16 protein-coding genes are annotated in these 18694 nt (G+C 39.7%); 1 reads left to right on the top strand and 15 read right to left on the bottom strand.

Annotation, left to right across the window (positions count from 1 at the left end):
* Positions 1-222 precede the first annotated feature (222 nt).
* The 8 genes from BM146_RS13255 to BM146_RS13220 form a co-directional block, all read right to left on the bottom strand.
* Positions 223-1572, bottom strand: coding sequence for a C40 family peptidase (locus tag BM146_RS13255; protein ID WP_074889932.1), 1350 nt, complete (start codon positions 1570-1572; stop codon positions 223-225).
* Between the two features lie 150 nt (positions 1573-1722).
* Positions 1723-2661, bottom strand: a complete 939-nt coding sequence (trxB, locus tag BM146_RS13250) for a thioredoxin-disulfide reductase (protein WP_177201669.1) — start codon at positions 2659-2661, stop codon at positions 1723-1725.
* An 81-nt stretch (positions 2662-2742) separates the two neighbouring features.
* Positions 2743-3465: an elongation factor P 5-aminopentanone reductase gene (gene ymfI, locus BM146_RS13245; protein WP_074889925.1), complete on the bottom strand. Its 723-nt coding sequence runs from the start codon at positions 3463-3465 to the stop codon at positions 2743-2745.
* Between the two features lie 243 nt (positions 3466-3708).
* The gene (locus BM146_RS13240) at positions 3709-4062 is read right to left on the bottom strand and encodes a response regulator (RefSeq protein ID WP_074889921.1); all 354 of its coding nucleotides are present in this window, start codon (positions 4060-4062) and stop codon (positions 3709-3711) included.
* A gap of 24 nt (positions 4063-4086) precedes the next feature.
* Positions 4087-4956, bottom strand: coding sequence for a chemotaxis protein CheX (locus tag BM146_RS13235; RefSeq protein WP_074889917.1), 870 nt, complete (start codon positions 4954-4956; stop codon positions 4087-4089).
* 84 nt (positions 4957-5040) lie between these two features.
* The gene (locus BM146_RS13230) at positions 5041-6372 is read right to left on the bottom strand and encodes an SseB family protein (RefSeq protein WP_074889914.1); all 1332 of its coding nucleotides are present in this window, start codon (positions 6370-6372) and stop codon (positions 5041-5043) included.
* 25 nt (positions 6373-6397) lie between these two features.
* On the bottom strand, positions 6398-7666 hold the full coding sequence (locus BM146_RS13225) for a M18 family aminopeptidase (RefSeq protein ID WP_074889909.1): 1269 nt from the start codon (positions 7664-7666) through the stop codon (positions 6398-6400).
* A 179-nt stretch (positions 7667-7845) separates the two neighbouring features.
* Complete coding sequence (locus tag BM146_RS13220) at positions 7846-8988, bottom strand: glycoside hydrolase family 88/105 protein (RefSeq protein WP_074889905.1); 1143 nt, start codon at positions 8986-8988, stop codon at positions 7846-7848.
* Positions 8989-9396: 408 nt separating this feature from the next.
* Here BM146_RS13220 and BM146_RS20195 point away from each other — a divergent pair, with 408 nt between their 5' ends.
* Complete coding sequence (locus BM146_RS20195; protein ID WP_278308514.1) at positions 9397-9528, top strand: hypothetical protein; 132 nt, start codon at positions 9397-9399, stop codon at positions 9526-9528.
* Positions 9529-10932: 1404 nt separating this feature from the next.
* Here BM146_RS20195 and BM146_RS13210 read toward each other — a convergent pair.
* From BM146_RS13210 to BM146_RS13180, 7 genes are all read right to left on the bottom strand, one after another.
* The gene (locus BM146_RS13210; protein ID WP_177201668.1) at positions 10933-12201 is read right to left on the bottom strand and encodes an ArsB/NhaD family transporter; all 1269 of its coding nucleotides are present in this window, start codon (positions 12199-12201) and stop codon (positions 10933-10935) included.
* A gap of 338 nt (positions 12202-12539) precedes the next feature.
* On the bottom strand, positions 12540-12815 hold the full coding sequence (locus tag BM146_RS13205; RefSeq protein ID WP_074889895.1) for a barstar family protein: 276 nt from the start codon (positions 12813-12815) through the stop codon (positions 12540-12542).
* A gap of 105 nt (positions 12816-12920) precedes the next feature.
* Complete coding sequence (locus BM146_RS19030; RefSeq protein WP_242949403.1) at positions 12921-13541, bottom strand: ribonuclease domain-containing protein; 621 nt, start codon at positions 13539-13541, stop codon at positions 12921-12923.
* Between the two features lie 50 nt (positions 13542-13591).
* Positions 13592-15166, bottom strand: coding sequence for a glycoside hydrolase family 28 protein (locus tag BM146_RS13195; RefSeq protein ID WP_074889892.1), 1575 nt, complete (start codon positions 15164-15166; stop codon positions 13592-13594).
* Between the two features lie 27 nt (positions 15167-15193).
* Positions 15194-15958: an alpha/beta hydrolase gene (locus BM146_RS13190; protein ID WP_074889889.1), complete on the bottom strand. Its 765-nt coding sequence runs from the start codon at positions 15956-15958 to the stop codon at positions 15194-15196.
* Between the two features lie 10 nt (positions 15959-15968).
* Positions 15969-16433 carry a hypothetical protein gene (locus BM146_RS13185; RefSeq protein ID WP_074889886.1) on the bottom strand — a complete coding sequence of 155 codons (465 nt, stop codon included), beginning with the start codon at positions 16431-16433 and terminating at the stop codon, positions 15969-15971.
* 159 nt (positions 16434-16592) lie between these two features.
* Entirely contained in the window at positions 16593-18641 is a 2049-nt protein-coding gene (locus BM146_RS13180; protein ID WP_074889883.1) for a methyl-accepting chemotaxis protein, read from the bottom strand.
* Between the last annotated feature and the right edge of the window lie 53 nt (positions 18642-18694).

Genomic DNA, 18694 nt, shown 5'->3' with positions numbered 1-18694 from the left:
TCCGTATATATTTTAATGCTATTTCCTCATTTTATGAGGGGTTAATCGTTTTATTTATTGTACAATATTTTGAAATTTGTGTCAAAATGAGAAATGCATAAATAAAAAGAAGTGACAATATGAGCTTGCTCATATATTGTCACTTCTTTTTATTTATATATGGCGAATGCCATGAAACGAGGAATCGAAGATTCCGAGTGTGCATTTCTCATTTTTGGAACATCAGAAGATCCTTCTTACAGCAAGGACTGTACGGTAATCAGCGCTTGAAATCTTGATACCGGTCTTAGCTGTTGAAGCGTGTACAATCTGTCCACCACCAATGTAAATAGCTACATGACCTGAATAGCAAATAATATCACCGGGCTGTGCATTTGCAAGTCCATCAACTGCTGAACCAACACTTCTGTCTGCACCGGAAGAATGTGGAAGACTTACACCAAAGTTAGCATATACACTCATTACGAATCCTGAACAGTCAACACCATTCGTAAGAGATGTTCCACCATATACATAAGGATTTCCAACGAACTGCTGAGCAAACTGGGCAACTGCAGATCCGATTGAACTTGTAGCAGTTGTGTAGGAACTTGCTGCATTGTAGCTTGATGAACCCGATGTCTTGGATGTTCCTTTTTTAGCTGCTGCATTAGCTGCTTCTCTGGCTGCCTTTTCCTTGGCAAGACGTGCTTCCTCTTCTGCCTTGGATTCAGCTTCTACAAACTCAGTTGAAAGTGTTACGTAGTCAAGTGATACATAACCATCACCTTCCTCGATACTAACCTTAACCCAGCCATCAAGCTCTTCCTCAACAACAAGCTCGTCCTCTATAGGAACAAGACCAAGTACTTCCTGGTCAAGTCCCGGGCCACTTCTTACCTTAAGTGTCGTAGTAGTAACTGTTGCGATTCTGGTTCCTACTTCCTTGGCAAGTTCTACTGCATCCTCACCTGTGACACAGTACTCTGCCTTAACATATCCTTCTACAGATCCTGACTTAATTTTATACCAGCCATTATCTTCTTCGATAAAATAACCAACTGACTTATCGTAGAGCTTACCGATTATTTCTCCGTCTTCTTCACTTGGAAGATCACGAACGTTGACATAATCATTTACTTTAGCAATAACAAGGGACTTAAAGCTCTCTTCCTCAGAAATCTCTTCAGATTCTTCTCCCTCAGTACTTTCGTCAGTGCTTTCTTTATTACTTATTACTGCACCTGTTGCATTCTGTATATCTTTAAGAATGTTGTCAGTAATTGTTGAAGCACTTGGCGTCTCATTAGTCACGGCTGAAGTAGCTTCAATATCCTTCTCGGCGGTTGTGCTAACAGACTCTGTTGAAGCTTTCTCCTTTGACTCGTCAACGGAAGTCTCCTCACTTGCAGACTGCTGAAGATTTGAAAGAGAAACCTGATTGCTGCCAAGAGCATATGTTATGCCCGCCTGTGGCAGGACACTTGTCACCTTGTTGGAAGATGTATATGCATATGCATCCATACTCAAACTTGAAAATGTTATCGCAGCTACAACACTCAAAGCCATTAGCTGCATGCTAGCTTTTTTCAAAATGGGCCTCCAATTGTTACAGTAATTGTTACGAAAAATTTCACATCTTTTAACAATATACGCCCTTTAACCATTTTTGTCAAATTTTATCAATTTTTTATCATTAAGCGCTTGCTTTTTGTGGACTTTTTGAACCACTCCCAACAGTACTTACTTTTCTTTTCCGACAAGGAAATCCTGCACGCTGGTTACTGCATTTGCGCCATCTGCAACGGCTGTAACTATCTGACGGAGCCTCTTTTTCCTTGAGTCACCTGCTACAAATATGCCGGGAGCTGAAGTTTTGCCATCCTCACCTGCGATAATGTAGCCACCTTCATCACATTCAACAATATCAGCAAAAAGATCTGTTGAAGGATGAATACCTATAGCAATAAAAATACCATCAACATTTACATCTGACATTTCTTTTGACTTAACGTTCTCAACCTTTAAGTGAGTAACCTTGTCCTCACCTTTGATCTCTTTAACAACGCTGTCCCAGATAACTTCAACATTATCAAGACCAAAGAGCTCATCCTGAAGAATTTTGGTAGCTCTAAGCTCATCTCTTCTATGAATGAGGTAAACCTTCTTGCTAAATCTCGCAAGGAAGATCGCATCCTCTACAGCTACGTCTCCACCACCGTTAACAGCAGTAACCTTATCACGATAAAATGCTCCGTCACATGTTGCACAGTAAGAAACTCCCTTTCCGATATATTCCTCTTCTCCCGGAACGCCAAGCTTGGAATGATGTGCACCTGAAGCAATGATTACTGTGTGAGTCTCATACTCTCCATTGTCAGTTTTAACTTTGTAAACAGGCGCCTTATCATCTGAACCCTTATCTATGCATTCAATTCCGGTAACTGTTCCATCAACGAACTCTGCGCCAAGCTTATCAGCATGTTCTCTAAATTTCATTCCAAGGTCAAACCCGTTAACCCCTGGAATTCCAAGATAGTTGTCAACTTCATAAGTGTCTATGATCTGTCCTCCGCTCACCGGATTTTTTTCTATAATGATCATATTTAAACCTGCTCTCTTTGCATAAACTGCAGCAGATAAGCCAGCAGGACCAGAACCAATAATTACTAAATCGTACATAAAATACCTCCTATTCATAAATATTATTGATTGTGTACAATTTAATTGTAACACTTTTTTCTTTTTTGTAAAGTACTTTTTTTAAATCCATCCACCATCAATTGTTATTATCTGCCCGGTCATATATGATGGCGCCTCAGAAACCATTAAAACAAGCTCTGCAACCTCCCTTGCCTGTCCCATTCTTCCCATAGGAATCTCATTTTCAAGTTCTTCAAGATCTTCACTTGTAAGATGCCTTCTGTTCATATCTGTGTCGATCACTCCGCAGGATATGGCATTAACCTGAATGTTACTGGGAGCGAGCTCTTTTGCAAGAGCCCTGGTAAAAGAATTAACGCCACCCTTAGAGGCAGAATAAGCCACCTCACATGATGCTCCGACACTCCCCCACACCGATGTAATGTTGATGATCCTGCCAGTATGTTTTTTTACCATGAGAGGTACAGCAAATTTGGAAGTATTAAAAAGCCCATCCAGATTTGTTGCCATAAGCCTCTTCCAATCCTCCTGTTCCATATCTGTCAAAAGACCTATCCACGCAACCCCTGCGTTATTTACGACTATATCAACATCCTTTATATGTGAAAAAAGCGTTTTTACCTCTTCATAATTTCCAACATCGCACTTAAACACGTGGCAGATGGCGCCGTACTTCTCTGTAAGCTCATCCCCAAGGCTTTTAAGCTCATCTATGCTGTTTATGCAGGTCAGAAACAGCTCATCTTTTTTACTTGCAAAAGAAATAGCGATTTCTCTGCCAATTCCTCTTGAAGCACCTGTTATCAATACTTTTCTGTTCATAAGCAAAAACCTTTCAAAAATATGGTTATATTATACAATATACTACAAGTTCACATAAAAAGAATGTCGCTTGCGACATTCTCGCGCCGAGCGCGGTTGCATTTATGCAACATCTTCCAATTGCGCGAGTGCGCTTCCTTAGCGGAGCGATTTTTTATATCATAGGAAGCAATTTCCTATGATATAAAAAAAGCATATAAAAACGCATTTCAGCGCCTTTATATGCTCTGCAAGTTCATAATGTCAGCAGCGTTTAAGTGCATCCAAAACAGCTTCTTCGATAAAAGGTTTGGAAACAAACTCAACTGCACCTATTTTCAGTGCTTCCATCATTTTTTCTTTTTGACCTGCGGCTGTTATCATTACAACCTTCGCATCAGGATTATTTCTTTTTATAAGTTTAAGGGCATCAATGCCATCCATAACAGGCATGGTTATATCCATAGTCACAATGTCCGGATGAAGTTTTACATACTGATCAAACCCCTCCTGACCATTAACAGCTTCCCCTACTATTTTATATCCTGCTCTCTCAAGTATATCCGATAAAAATCTTCTGGAAGTTCTTGAATCATCTACTATCAAAACACTTTTCATTTAATCCGCCTCCAAAGTTTATGATCAAACAATCCTAATAATTAACTTTATCTCGCCGCCACTGATATAAACCGGCATCACTACAATACCTTCATAGTCTATTCCTTGAAAAGCAACTGAAAAATCCGGTGGATTCAGTTCAATACGTACCTCTTTTTTACTTTCCTCTGTGGCATACAAACCATTGATACAATTTATAAGCTCACAGATAGCATCAAGGGCATCTTCTCTGGTTTCAATAAATTCTTCCTTGGTATAAGCAATTGCCATTTTCTTCATGTTGTCATATTTTCCAGAAATAGCCAACACTCCGCTTACATCACCGTGAAAATGCTGATATCCTATTACTTCCTCTCTAACGGAATTAACAACATATGATTTTCCTATGTAAACATGATTGTCCACAAGTCTGTACAACGCCTTGATAGCCATGGAAAATATACTTTTATATGTTTTATTGCCTGTATGCAAAAAAATTGGAACTATATTGTCAATATTTCCTGTCTTAAGTTCTACCATATCTATGGCAGTAGCGCCAACATATGTTTCATATTCTTTTTCAATTTCAGGTATTTTCTCCATTGGGAGAATTCCAAGGTCAACCACGGCCTGAACAAATGCCATGTAACTATTTCCCTGAAGCTTTAGAAGACGCTCAACCTGTGCATCAGTAAGATATCCCTTTTCTACGGCAATATCTCCGAAACGCATATCCATAGAAGCCTGAAGTGCATTGACCTGCTCTGCCTGAGCAATTGTCATGAGCTTTTCAGATACCGCTACCACACCAAGTTTAGCTCTATTAGATTCCTGTACCTTATTGACCTGATCGAGCTGATTCTTTGTCATCAGCCCTCTCTCAACCATGAAAGCACCCATAAGTCTGTCTAACATCACACCACTCCTTATAAAAAAGGAAACGGACAATAGCCTACTATACTACTATTTTAGACTATTATCCGTTTATTAACAAGCTAATTATTGTTCTTCAGACTCTTTAAAATCTTCTGTGTTTCTTTTTTCGTTCATCTTGGCCATAGCCTGATTAAGCGCTGCCTGAACTGCTGCATCTTCGCTCATTGAAGCTGCAGACCCTGTCTGCTGAGGTTTAATACCTGCCTTGCCTCTCATGATGGCTGCCTGCTGAGCCGCGATCTCGATGGCCATCATTCTGTCTTTTGGAAGGACAATGCCCTGTCCGTTTGGATTGATTCTTATGCCTTCCTTGTCCTGTACAAACTTAAGGATATCCTGATACTTGAACACTGCCGCATTCCACTCTGTGCCGGTCAGCTTTTTGCTAAATTCAATGGCATCTGTATAAACAGGAAGGAACTGTTTATCATCCTTGGTCTTCATAACAAGGAATTTGAGCTTTGTGTCCTTACCCATTCTGATCCTGCCATCTTCCATGACTTCTGCAGGACCTTCATGCTGCATAGGAATGATATAATTGGCATTTCTGATAAGTGAAAGCATTCTCACTTCTTTTGCCTTTAATACATCAGCTCTTTTCTCATAAGCAACAGGCCAGCGAAGTTCCTCAAGGAAATCTATCATAGCAAAGTTAAGTTCAGGATTAACAGGTGAAGCATCCTTTCTATCGCTATTCCAGTCCATTGGAGAAACAACTATCTCATTTCGTTTAAATCTTGCTCTGTAAGCACCATTATCCACAATAAGATTCTCGATACCTATGTAATAAAGATAATCAAAGAATCCGCGTCTTACATTTGCAGGTGCTTCATCATTTTCTACCTTAACTTTTCTTACAACAAGCTTTCTGTACTGACCTTCAAACATGCTTCTTGCCTTTTCAGCAAGCTCTTCTTCAAAATATACATTGGCAAATCCATGGTCGATGAAAGGATAGCCTGTAGATGTATCATAAAGAACATACAGATCTTTTGAATCACGAAGTCTTCCGAGAACCTCGTTGTAGACCTTTCTGTGATTCTTTTCAAAATCAGGTAAAGGGGCTGTCTTAGTAAATACTTCCATAGCTGTCAGAAGGAATAACAATTCCTGTCCTGAAAGATCAACAAGAGCATCAATTGAGATGTCAGGCTCATAAATGAGCTGGCCAACCTCACTCTTTCTCTCAGGCGAAACTGTTTCCTCCATATCGTGAGTCTCAGCGTCTTTTATATTTACAGGGTTGAGCTTGGGAATAGTAGGCCATGTCAGCTCCGCATGAGCCTTTCTGGCTGCTTCTATTTCTTTTTCCTTACTGGACAAAAGTTCCTGTTCCTTGGAAACTTCCTCTCCAGCCCCATTCTTTTTCCCACCAAATAAATCAAATAATCCCATTAAAACCTATCTCCTCTATTCTCTATCATAATGAATAAAATTCTTTTGATGCCTTTGCAAGATACTCGGGGTCCTTGGCACCTGCTGACTCATAAGGTGAGTGCATAGCAAGCTGTGCAAGACCAATATCTACTGTGTCAACTGCAACCTGAGTTGTAGAAATATTTCCGAGGGTTGAGCCTCCGACAGTATCAGAACGATTTGTAAATGTCTGATAAGGAACGTTTGCTTTTTCGCAGACATTCTTGAAGAATGCAGCAGAGAAAGCATCTGTAGTATATTTCTGGTTAGCGTTGTATTTGATAACAATACCCTTGTTCATTACAGGTCTGTTCACAGGATCAGCCTTCTCAACATGATTAGGATGAACTGCATGTGCATTATCAGCAGAGATCATAAAGCTGTTTGCAAGTGCTGTGTAGTACTGCTCTGTAGTTCTTCCAAGGCACTCATTTATTCTTACAAGAGTAGCTTTTAAGAATGTTGAAGCAGCACCCTGCTTGGTTCCACTTCCAACTTCCTCGTTGTCAAATACGCAGTGAACCGGCACATTCTCTTTTTCTTTTCCCTTAAGGAATCCGTCAAATGAGCTGTAAACACATTCCTGGTCATCGAGGCGTGAGCATGAAATATATTCGTTGTTTGCTCCCCAGGTTGTCCATTTAACTCTGTTATACAGGAAAAGGTCATGGCTTAATATGTCTTCTTTCTTTACGCCTGCACTCCCTGCAATAACATCAAAAAAGCTGTCCTTTGAAGCTTCATCTCCAAAAATAGGAAGCATATCTGTCTGCGCATTGTACTTGTAACCATCATTGGCCTCACGGTTCATATGGATAGCAAGTGAAGGAAGCATAACAAGATCCCTGTCAACATCAACGAGCCTGCTCTCAATTCCTTTTTTACCCTTTACAAAAACTCTTCCTGCAACAGAAAGTGGTCTGTCAAACCATGGTGCACAAAGCATCCCGCCGTATCTTTCAACGTTGAGCTTCACGTATGCTCCTGCGGCTTCCATCTCAGGATTCTCTTTGATCTTAAAGGAAGGAGAATCGCTGTGGCTTGCGATCATATAAAAGCCCTTGAAATCCTTCTTAGGAATTCTGAAAGAAATAATAGAAGAATCATTTCTTGTAACAAAGTATTTCCCCTTTGCCTTAAGGTTCCACTCTTCCTTCTCAGAAAGCTCTAAGTAACCGTTTTTTACAAGCTCTTTTTTCAGGTTATCAACAACATGAAAACAAGTCGGTGAAGCATCTATAAAATCAAGCATTTTATTTGTAATATCAGCCATTTCAAATACCTCTTAATTTATAATAATTTCATCAGAACAGTATACCACACAATTATAAATTTGATATAGAAAAAAGAATGTTGCAAGCTACATTCTCCCGTTTAGAAATATCAGGCTATATAAAAAGCACACCCAATTAAGGGTGTGCCGCATTCATAACGAATTGATGTATTAGATTATTATTTCAGACGAAGCAGCTCTGTGTATGCAAGAATGAGTGGTGCCACACCTTTTGCTTCATTCTCAACAACAGGCTCTGAGAAGTAGTACTCAAGTGAGCCATCTCTGTGCTGTGCTCCGCCAAGTCCTGCTACAAGACAGATTCCGCCAAGTCTTGGTGAACCATCTTCGTTACGAGAAAGATACTTGTTAACAATTCCATCAAAAGCCTTGATAGCAACATCTTTGAAACGTTCAGGCAAATATCCAAGTCTCACGCCCTTCAAAAGTCCATAGGCAATAAGTGCTGTTCCTGAAGTCTCAAGATAATTTCTCTCATCGTCTACCTTATCTACAACCTGATAGAACATTCCGCTTTCATCCTGGAAAGGAATAAGGCTGTCAGCCAGATTTTTGAGCATTGTCTGAAGGTAACGCTTCTCGTAATACATAGACTCATCGATTGCCTCTGCTGTATCAACCAAAGCTACTGTGAACCATCCAAGAGCACGAAGCCAGAAGTTAGGACTGCATCCTGTTTCCTTATCAGCCCAATACATTTCTCTGCTCTCATCATATCCATGATAATAGAGTCCTGTCTTTTCATCCTTCATAAGAGCTTCAACATTTTTAAACTGCTTGAAAGAATCAAGGCAGCCCTGCATCTTATTGAAACGCTTCTCATATTCCATGTAGAAAGGCTGTGCCATGTACATGCCATCAAGCCATACCTGATATGGATAGATATTCTTGTGCCAGAAGTTTCCTGCTTTAGTCCTTGGCATTGTATCAAGCTGCGCTCTTACAGTATCCATGGCTTTTCTATATTTTTCCTTGCCTGTAAGCTCGTATAATTTAAAGAGATTCTTGGATGGGTTGATATTGTCAAGATTGTACTCTTCTGGACTGTAAGTCTTGATCTGACCATCTTCCTGCACGAACCAGCCAACAAATTTATCAGCAAAATCAAGGTACTTCTTGTTTGAAGTCTGCTCGTAAAGTGAGAGAACAGCTGTGATCATACATCCATCAATGTAGTTCCACTTATTTGGCTTTCCACTAAGGACATTTTCAATGTTCCAATATGGGTGCTCAGCATCGGATTTCTCAAGAAGATAATCCACATATTCATTGAGCATCTTAAAGGTTTCTTCTCTTGTCATAAGAATCTCCATTTCTTTATAAACTCAATATGAAAGTGCTTACATTATAAATGATAACACATGCAAAACACAAGACAATTACTTGCTAACATGTTGATTATATTGTCATGAAAAATGATGTGCATTATAAAACCAAAGAATCAAGATTGAATAATTCATGCAATTGTTACTAAAAATATAGAGCATAGCTCTGGAAGCATTTGTAATGGCTACGTACGCCACCATTGACTGAACCTGAGAAAAACGCCTTGGCCTTAGAGCCGACGGTGAGGATGATGGGAACAGTAGTTAGATTCATACACCGTCGTATTCAGCATTGTAGCGTTTTTCTCAGAACCCGCCAATGGCAAGCACCTTCGGTGTGGCTGGGAATTATTGCCTCGGGATCCAATTCCGAGAACAGTAGGGATGGCTACTTTCAAGGATGTATGTGACTATATGTCTGCGTCTTTCAATGTAAAGAGAGCGAAGATTCTGTTTTGGAAATATAGCCTGATTTTTGAGCTTACGACACCATGTGACAAGGTTTTTGATTTGTGATTTTGGGCATATACAACCTTATTTGAGGTTACCACACCATTATATAGAGATCATATGTCTAAAGTTCACTCATCCAATGGATGTGGCAATCCATTTTTTCTCGTATATGCCCAATTACACTTCCTGAAAATTTAGCCGATGGATGTGGTAACTTAAAAAGTATAGCTATATACCCATTTCACTGTGACAATCCGGATGTAGGAGAGGATGTAGGATAATCGCTTGATTTTAGCGCTTTTTATCCTACAGATTTGACCATTCTGATAATGGATTTTGCTCGTGAGTAGGATAAACGTTTGACTTTTACTCATTTTATCCCACAATTCTCATGGTTCTGACTGAGAATTGTGGGATAAAACAATTGATTTTTTCACGATTATCCTACTTTTTGGACAATTACAGTGCTCAGAAGGCTGAAAATGTGGGATAACTTCGATAGAATTTAATGTTTTATCCCACAACTCTGAAAACCGACTTGGATAGAGTGGGATAAGTATTACAGTTTTTTCGGTTTTATCCTACATCGCAGCATGATTGCTATGACATAATAGGATAAACGTTACAGTTTTTTTGATCTTATCCCACATCTCAGTTAATCCCACATTTATCCAATTTGAATCGCCAACCAATAGAAATTGCTTTGGGCATATAGCAGCTTTTTGCGAGGACAGCCACCCCTCACGAACGTTCAAATGGGCATATAGGCCGATTTCAAGACTCGAGCCACCCGTTACAAGGGTGGCTGCAAGCCTGATATCCGGCTATGAGCCCAAAAACGGTTTTATTTCGGGTGGCCGAGCTATTAAAAACTAGCTATATGCCCATGATTTCTTGAAACCAGCCACACCTACTGTTCTCGGAATTGGAACCCGAGGCACTTGTACCCAGCCACACCGTAGGTGCTTGCCATTGGCGGGTTCTGAGAAAAACGCTACAATGCTGAATCCGACGGTGTATGAATCTAACTACTGTTCCCATCATCCTCACCGCCGCCTCTAAGGCCAAGGCGTTTTTCTCAGGTTCAGTCAATGGTGGCGTAAGGTCCGCGATACCCATCATTTCATTCACTTTGTAAATTTACTGAGTCTTTGCGAATACTCCGAAATCAATCCAAAGATATGGGCACTTGTGGATTTATGTTTTACTACACATATAGAAACTAATATTTTTGCAAGAACAGCAGACGAACTGAAAGTGTAGGTATAGCTCTGTTCACTCTGATATTTTTCAATGTGATAAATTGGACATAAAATACCCACAAAAGACTTGTTTCATACTTATTCAGAACACAAGTCTTTTGTGGGTTTATTTATATCCATTTATCATCATTTCAAAATAAAATCGTTCACCTCACTATGCCTACACTTTCAGTTCGTCTGCGTCTGTTTACAAGAAAGTATAGTTTTACGCATATACGATCCAGATGAACAGATAGCCGACAACTACTGCTGTAAGTGTGAATGGTAAACCGATTCTCATGAAGTCACCAAAAGAAACTTCATAGCCCTCTTTACGAAGCATACCAACACCTGCGATGTTTGCGGAAGCACCGATTGGAGTAAGGTTTCCGCCGAGTGTAGCACCGATAAGAAGTCCAAAGTATAAAAGAAGCGGGTTAACTGCCATTACTCCGGCAAGGCTAGCAAGTACCGGAAGCATTGTTGCTACATATGGTATGTTATCAATAAATGCAGAGATTGCTACTGATCCGAATACTATAAGAGTATACAAAAGGAATACGTTATCCTTTCCTGCACCGGCAATGATGTGAGCCAGATCATCGATAAGGCCTACATTTGTAATACCAGCGATTACACAGAAAAGACCTGCAAGAAGAAGCATTGTGTCATAGTCGATAGCCTTAAGAGAATGCCACATGCTGTCTGTTCCCTTTGAAACAATGATCTCCCAAACAATGTTGATGATTCCCCATACCATACAGATGATACCGTTTGTGAGTTCAGGCTTGTTGGGGAAGAATGAAGCAAAAACAAGGAAAATAACATGTCCAAGCATTGTAATTGTTGGGATATAATCTGTTACTACTGTGCGCTCATCTGAATGAACAGGCTCTTTATCCTTGCGGAAAAGAATCATCATGATAGGTACAGTTGCAAGAGCGCCAAGCTCAACTGCAAAGAAAATACCAGGTTTTCCCTGCATCCAGAAGAAGTCATTGAAGTCCATCTTAGCAGCGCCTGCAAGCATGATAGATGTTGTATCACCTACAAGTGTTGCAGCTCCCTGAAGGTTTGATGAAACCGCAATACAGATGATCATTGAAACCGGTGAAATCTTAAGTTTCTTACAAATAGCAAGTCCAACAGGAGCAACCATCAAAAGTGTTGCCACGTTGTCGATAAATGCAGATATGATACCTGCGAACAGGGACATCAATATTGTTACCCACATTACATTAGGGGCAAGATCAAGAAGTTTATCTGCAATAAGATTAGGCATTTTGGACTCTATGAAGTAATCAACAATTACCATAGTACCAAATAGCATAAGAAGAATGTTCCAGTCAATCGCAGCAAATACCTGAGTATAAGGAAGAATTCCTGTTACTACAAAGATAATTGCAGTTGCAATTGCAATCTTCGCACGATGCTTTTTAAATATTATTAAAAGAACATACATGAGAATAAAAAGAATAATAGCTAGTGTTTTCATAATAATCTCCCTTCATTGATAATAAAAAATAGCTGTAAAGGCCTTGTCAGCAGACATAAAAATAGACCTTTACCATAGCAAGCAGCTATGATAAAAGTCTTGCTGTCAGTTCAAATCGCTACGCGAAAATGTAACCTTATGCCAGATTCGGATGCTCTCACATCGTCCTGACGGATCTGGCTGCCAACAAAACATCGGCCAGCTACTCCCTCTTACCAATTAACTGTATTTAGTTTACGAAACTTAACAGGCAAAGTCAAACAAAAAACTCTTCATTAAATAAATTCTGTCTGCTTTAACTGTCATCTTCGCATAAAAATATATAATCTCAGCAGACTTTAAGGATATATGCGTATTCTTACGCATTCGTTTTCTCTGGTCACATTCCTGCAAAGCTTTTCAAAGCTACTGAAATATTTCTCCATACCCAGCTTAAGATCTGAAGAATTGTAAAAAATAATGTTCCATTCATCGGAAACATCTGTCAGCACATCATACAATGCATCTAGATTTCCTCCGTAATATTCAGGAAGAGGCAGCTCTCTTTCTAATGCATTATGGAATTCCTCTTTACTTTTTATTCCGGATAAATCAATATAGAAGACCTTTTCCATGACAAAACCTCATAATTTATTAGCAGAATTTTCAACATTCAATTTAATAGATGCCGCACATATCCTCATGTCATTCAGTTCATAAAGCTACCAAATACATAGATTTCATGGCTCATACAAAAGTTCAAACGTCTCGTAATGATCTTCTGTGTAATAAATATATCCGTCATCAGAATAAACAATGCGCTTAGCTCCACGACTCTTTTTACCAAGGGTGTCTATATCGCACTCGTGGTACTGTGCATCTTCTGGAAGATTCCCTTCATAGTTTCCAAAATAGTCTCCACCTATGCACTTTCCAGGTGCATAGCTTTCTAACGATCCACCGCTCCAGCCGAGCTTTTTGGCCTCTTTCTTGGTAATGTAATTGGAGGGAAGTTTATCATAGGTAACTATATAAAGAGCTACTTCATCCTTGCTGTCATAGATTCCATATTCATCAATTACAGCCTTCGATGAACTTTCATCTGCAGAAACAACATCATAACTTTCTGTTGTAGTTTCAACCCCTGCATATGAATCATAATTACCAGATGTGGCCTCTGCCACAACAGTTTCTGGCTTTTCAGAAACTGTATCATTTTCCCGTACAGCTTCTGATTCTTCCGTAATAGAAGCTGTACGGGAAATAGCGTTTTCACTTATCTCAGACTTTCCACATCCAAAAAGTGTGAGCATAACAAATAATAATGCAGTTACAATTATTTGCCCATTATTCCGTTTCATTTAATGCTCCAAATAAATGATTGGTTCTTACCACCAGATTATTTCAGTGATCACTCGTACTTCACATTATCAAGGTCACTACTCTCAACGCCATAAAACTCGGGCTCTTTGTCAACACTTCCGCTGATAAAAACATTTTTTAATATAAGTGACTTAACATTCTTGGCATAAACGCTTCTGCCGCTCATCTCATCGAAGTTGTCCATCATTACAGGTCTCTCAGGAACACGCTCTGATTCAGGAAGGAATGAAGCTGTAATGTTCTCAAATCTAAGCTCACCAATAGGTCTCTCAGGAAGTCCCACTGCGCACAGTACGCATGCAGAAACGCCCTCACACTTAATATTTCTTCCGGTGATAGAGCCGATTACAGGTGTCATCTCATCAACAGGTGCCGGATTCTGATTCTGAACATAATCACTATGTCCATCAGGATCACAGAAATAGAACATGTTTACAGTAAATGGCATATGCACACCATTCATATCAATATTTTCAAAAAGTATGTCATCAAGAACTGACCTCTCGCCGCGACCTCTTCTGGTCTTGATGCGAAGACCTCTGTCTGTTCCGTCAAAAATACACTGTGAAACGCGAACATTCTTAACACCGCCTGCTGCCTCGGAGCCCACTGTCACACTGCCGTGGCCTCTTTCAAACTTGCAGTTTCTGATAATGCAATTATCTGTCTCTTTATGATGCTCAAGACTCATGTAATACTTACCGCTCTTGATTGCCATGCAGTCATCACCAACAGAGATAACTGTTCCAAGAACAAGTATATTGTTGCAGCTCTCCGGGTCAAGTCCATCAGTATTAGGTGAATCTGATGGATTATGGATATAGAGATTCAAAAATGAAATATCATCGCAGTAATATGGGTGAACTGTCCATGAAGGTGAATTCTGAACTGTAATGTTCTGAACTCTCACATTCTTACATCTGCAAAGATAAAGAGTGTTTGGTCTCCATGCACCTCTTTTTATCTTAGGATTAACCCACCAGTCTGAATTTTGGGCATTTCCATCAAGGGTACCGGAACCAATGATATCAAGATTCTCCGCATCAATTGCTGTAACGAGAGATGCAAAGCTAGTGAGGGGATTGCCCTCCCAGCTTGAAAGATTGTACTCATCTTTTTCATCTGTTGTAAATGTCATTCCCGGAAGAATAGGGTAATGATCTCTGTCAGTATCTCCAAGAAGAACAGCACCCTCGCCAATCCAGAAAGTCATGTTGCTCTTCAGGAAAAGAGCTGTTGTAAAATACGTTCCCTTTGGAATATAAACTGTTCCATCTACAGGGCATGAGCAGATTGCTGCCTGAAGTGCTGCTGTATCAGCAGTCTTTCCATCTCCCTTTGCGCCAAACTTTGTGACATCAAGTAAAACTGACTCATGCTTTGTTGTAAAGCTCTTTTCAACCTTTTCGTCATCAAATACAACAGCAATCTTATATTCTCTGTCTGGCAAAAGACCTGCTACTGAAACCACATTTCTGTCAGATTCAAGCATCTTCTCACCATCTATGAGTACTTCAAAACTCTTTTCCTGCTTAAAAATGGAATCGGAAACAAGCTCAATAGTCACGCTTCTGTTAAATACTTCTACAATTGAAAAATCCATACTCTTCTCCTAATATAATCTAAAATTTCAGCCTTCTATCCATGATGCAATCATATCTGCCGTTTCAGAAATCTGCTCTGTATTTGATATCTTCGGAGTTCCGTCCCCGTCCTGAATTCCATAACATCCAAAAAATGAATGAATTCCACCTTCGATGATATATTCTTCAGAATCTTCCGGCCAATATGCCTTACTGTTCTCGTAAGCATCAGCCTTTAAAACTTTGTCCTCTGCCCCGTATATGGACAAAAGTCTTATATCCTTATCAGAAAAATCCGCATTGGGATATGATGCACAAAGAATTATACCCGCATAATCATCTGTCTTATCTTCAAGGTACAAAGATGCTGCAACTCCGCCTAATGAATGCCCTGCAATATACCAGTCAAGATTTTTAACCGAATCCACATCATCCATGTAATTGGCAGTAATCTTCTCAACCGCATTTATTCTTAAAAATGCAAGGTTCTCCGGCATCCTCGGTAAAATACAGATATATCCGCGGCTTGCTATTTCATACATTAGACCGCTATATGCCTGACATTCCACTTTACCTCCGGGATAAAAAACTATGACTGCCTTGGGCACTGAAGTCTCCGGTAAAAATACCATTCCGTTTTCATCCGAATACGAGTTCACGCTTCCCTCGAGCCTTGTCTCAATAGCTGTTATTGTATCCATATCAGCTTTATAATAACCTTTGGTATAAATCTTGAAGCCAATCGCAGCTACAATGATCACAGTGATGATAGCTAAGATGCTCCATTTTGCAATTTTCTTAAACTTATTCATTAATAACCCTTCAATTATTATTCATAGTCTTATCAATAATATCAACAAGCCCCATTGCACTGTTAAAATCTGACTTGCTGTTAGTCTCTGCATGGATCACAGTTCCCTGCCATGTAGCATTCTGTCTGAACTTAACCTGAACAAAAAATGTACCCAGACTTCCCCTCTTATTCTGGACATTCTTTACTCCTGATGTAGCCTGAACCTTATCAATCACAAGAGAATCCGGATCACAATTCATCTCTTCATGTTCCCTGGCCTTATTGAATTCTCTTTTTTCAAGGCTCCTCTGGGGAAAATCCCACTCATCATAAAGATCATCCATGAGCATCAGCATGTCGCTAACTCCGTTAAACTCGATGGGATCATCAGAATACTGATGCCACAATAAACCAATATAATCTCCGCTTTCCTTTTTTTCAATGCAAATACATATCATATTTCTTGCAAATAGCATCTGTTTTGCTTCACTCATAGAATAAAAACCCCCTGATAAAATAAACTACCTCAATTTAACTCTATAAGCTTTTTTGCTCCAAGTCAAATAAACTATCATTATTGTAAAAATAAGACAAAAAAAATGCTTTGAGGAACACTGCCCTCAAAGCATTTTCAAAGTCAATTATTTTTATTTTTATTGGATTGTAAATCTCTCAAGATTTCCATTGATCGTATCAACAGCCTCAGAAACTGATGATGCTGCACTTGCAACAAGCTCTGAAGATGTAGCCACTCCCTTGGCAGCCTCTGTTACTTTTTCAACATTCTCAGCGATTTCCTGAGTAGATGCTGACTGCTCCTCAGATACGGAAGCCATATTGGTTGCAACATCGTTAACCTTCTCCATATGTTCTGCCATTGCAGAAAGTGTAACGTTGGCATCCGACAACTGCTGAGTGATCTCCTTAAATGTAGTTGCAGCTGTATTTACTGATTCTGCACTGTTATTGATAAGCTGTGTATTGGTCTCTGATTTCTCAGAAAGCTGCTGAACTCTTCCAGACATATCTTTGATAATATCAGCAATCTGCTTGGTAGCATCTGCAGAGTTCTGTGCAAGCTGACCAATTTCCTGGGCAACTACTGCAAAGCCTTTTCCTGCTTCTCCTGCTCTTGCAGCCTCAATGCTTGCATTTAATGAAAGCAGATTTGTCTGTGAAGATATAGAATTTATAAGATCGACGATCTGATTGATCTTATCGGCAGCTTCATCTACGCTAGAAACCGCATCAGCCATATCTTTCATGGACTCAACTATGTCATTCATTCCGTTGGCAACGCTTGCCATCTCATGCTGACCTGAATCCGCCTTTGAAACCAGTTCATTCATGGTTTCTTCAATCTGCTGCTCCTGCTCAGTCACATTTGCAACTGTCTGTGCAAGGACGGTAGCATTCTCAGCAACTTCATTTACTGCCTTTGCCATATTGTCGATATTCTCACGAACCTGTGACATACTTGAAGACTGCTCATTAGCTGCATTTTCAAGGTCTTCAGCAGTGCTCTTTGAAGTCTGGGCATCTCCCATAAGTCTTCCGGAAACATCCATGATCTCGCTTAGGGACGATCTCATACCATTTACAAAGTCACCCATCGCATTGTTCATGTACGCAATCTCATCATTACCATCTGATGATATGCTGACTGTAAAGTCGCCGCCCGAAATCTTCTCAATATTATCAGTAAGACTCGTAACAGGATTCTTAATAAGTTTCCTGAGAACAATGTTCATTATAACAATTACTGCTACAACTGCTATTATTGCAACAAGTATCAGGATAATAACAAGTTTGAACAGTGTTGCCAAAACTTCACTTTGCTTAGCATAAAGAATTACATACCAGTCAGTACCACTTACATCGGCACTTACAAGATAATATTTTTCTCCGCCAATCTTGGTATTTACAACTTCATGAGTTTCTTTTCCTGATTCTCCCGCAACATATTTTCCAATTGCAGTCAGGAACTTATTATCAGCATTATCGGCGATAAGAGTTCCACAAACTTCCGGATTATCTCTATACGTAAGGATCAGTCCCTGGCTGGTTACCATCATGGCTCCACCCGTATCATAAACTTTAACGCCATCAAGTGATTCCTGGGCAAAAGACAAGAACAGATCAGCCGCAAAAGCTCCTTCGCGCCCATCCTTAAGATGAACATGCCTTATTACAGATGCGCAAAGTGCACCTGTAACCTTGTCAAAGTAGGGTACATCATAATAGTAAAACCAGCTGTTAGTATACTGCATCGCTGCTTTATACATAACATTATCGGTACAATCTTCAATCTTATAGGTTGGATCAGCCGCATAAAGAAATGTCTTATCATTAAGCATTACGTATGCTCCTGTCGGAATCAGATCATATCTTCCAACCGTTCCTGTAAGATACTGCATAAGATCTGCATCTGATGCAAAATCATTTTGTTCAATCGCATCCGCTACACCATTCAAATAGTAGAATGTAGAGTTAAGTTCTTTATTAATGCTGCTGGCATCTACTGATACTTCATTCTGAAGTGAACTGTAAATCAGACCCTTTATCATGGAATAGCCAAGAGAAAATGTAATGGCCTCCGACACAAGAATTGTAACAACAAGCATTGCCACAAACAGCACTGAAAGTTTAGTGCTTATAGCCTTTGGTGTCTGTCCGGCTGCCTTCCCTTTTTTTGAGCTCATGAGATACCTCCTGTTTCTTCAATATAATAGATATATTTATTTTTCTACTCTTT

The organism is Butyrivibrio proteoclasticus (assembly GCF_900115735.1).
GTDB lineage: Bacteria > Bacillota > Clostridia > Lachnospirales > Lachnospiraceae > Butyrivibrio > Butyrivibrio proteoclasticus_B.
This window is presented reverse-complemented; position numbering and strand designations above follow the sequence as displayed.

Excerpts from the sequence above, each read along its gene's own strand:
- BM146_RS13220 (WP_074889905.1), bottom strand. The coding sequence starts at position 8,988 with ATGACAAGAGAAGAAACCTTTAAGATGCTCAATGAATATGTGGATTAT.
- BM146_RS13195 (WP_074889892.1), bottom strand. The coding sequence starts at position 15,166 with ATGGATTTTTCAATTGTAGAAGTATTTAACAGAAGCGTGACTATTGAG.
- BM146_RS13240 (WP_074889921.1), bottom strand. The coding sequence starts at position 4,062 with ATGAAAAGTGTTTTGATAGTAGATGATTCAAGAACTTCCAGAAGATTT.
- BM146_RS13230 (WP_074889914.1), bottom strand. The coding sequence starts at position 6,372 with ATGGGATTATTTGATTTATTTGGTGGGAAAAAGAATGGGGCTGGAGAG.
- BM146_RS13205 (WP_074889895.1), bottom strand. The coding sequence starts at position 12,815 with ATGGAAAAGGTCTTCTATATTGATTTATCCGGAATAAAAAGTAAAGAG.
- BM146_RS20195 (WP_278308514.1), top strand. The coding sequence starts at position 9,397 with ATGGCTACTTTCAAGGATGTATGTGACTATATGTCTGCGTCTTTCAAT.
- BM146_RS13190 (WP_074889889.1), bottom strand. The coding sequence starts at position 15,958 with ATGAATAAGTTTAAGAAAATTGCAAAATGGAGCATCTTAGCTATCATC.
- ymfI (WP_074889925.1), bottom strand. The coding sequence starts at position 3,465 with ATGAACAGAAAAGTATTGATAACAGGTGCTTCAAGAGGAATTGGCAGA.
- BM146_RS13180 (WP_074889883.1), bottom strand. The coding sequence starts at position 18,641 with ATGAGCTCAAAAAAAGGGAAGGCAGCCGGACAGACACCAAAGGCTATA.
- BM146_RS13185 (WP_074889886.1), bottom strand. The coding sequence starts at position 16,433 with ATGAGTGAAGCAAAACAGATGCTATTTGCAAGAAATATGATATGTATT.
- BM146_RS13235 (WP_074889917.1), bottom strand. The coding sequence starts at position 4,956 with ATGTTAGACAGACTTATGGGTGCTTTCATGGTTGAGAGAGGGCTGATG.
- BM146_RS13210 (WP_177201668.1), bottom strand. The coding sequence starts at position 12,201 with ATGAAAACACTAGCTATTATTCTTTTTATTCTCATGTATGTTCTTTTA.
- BM146_RS19030 (WP_242949403.1), bottom strand. The coding sequence starts at position 13,541 with ATGAAACGGAATAATGGGCAAATAATTGTAACTGCATTATTATTTGTT.
- BM146_RS13225 (WP_074889909.1), bottom strand. The coding sequence starts at position 7,666 with ATGGCTGATATTACAAATAAAATGCTTGATTTTATAGATGCTTCACCG.
- trxB (WP_177201669.1), bottom strand. The coding sequence starts at position 2,661 with ATGTACGATTTAGTAATTATTGGTTCTGGTCCTGCTGGCTTATCTGCT.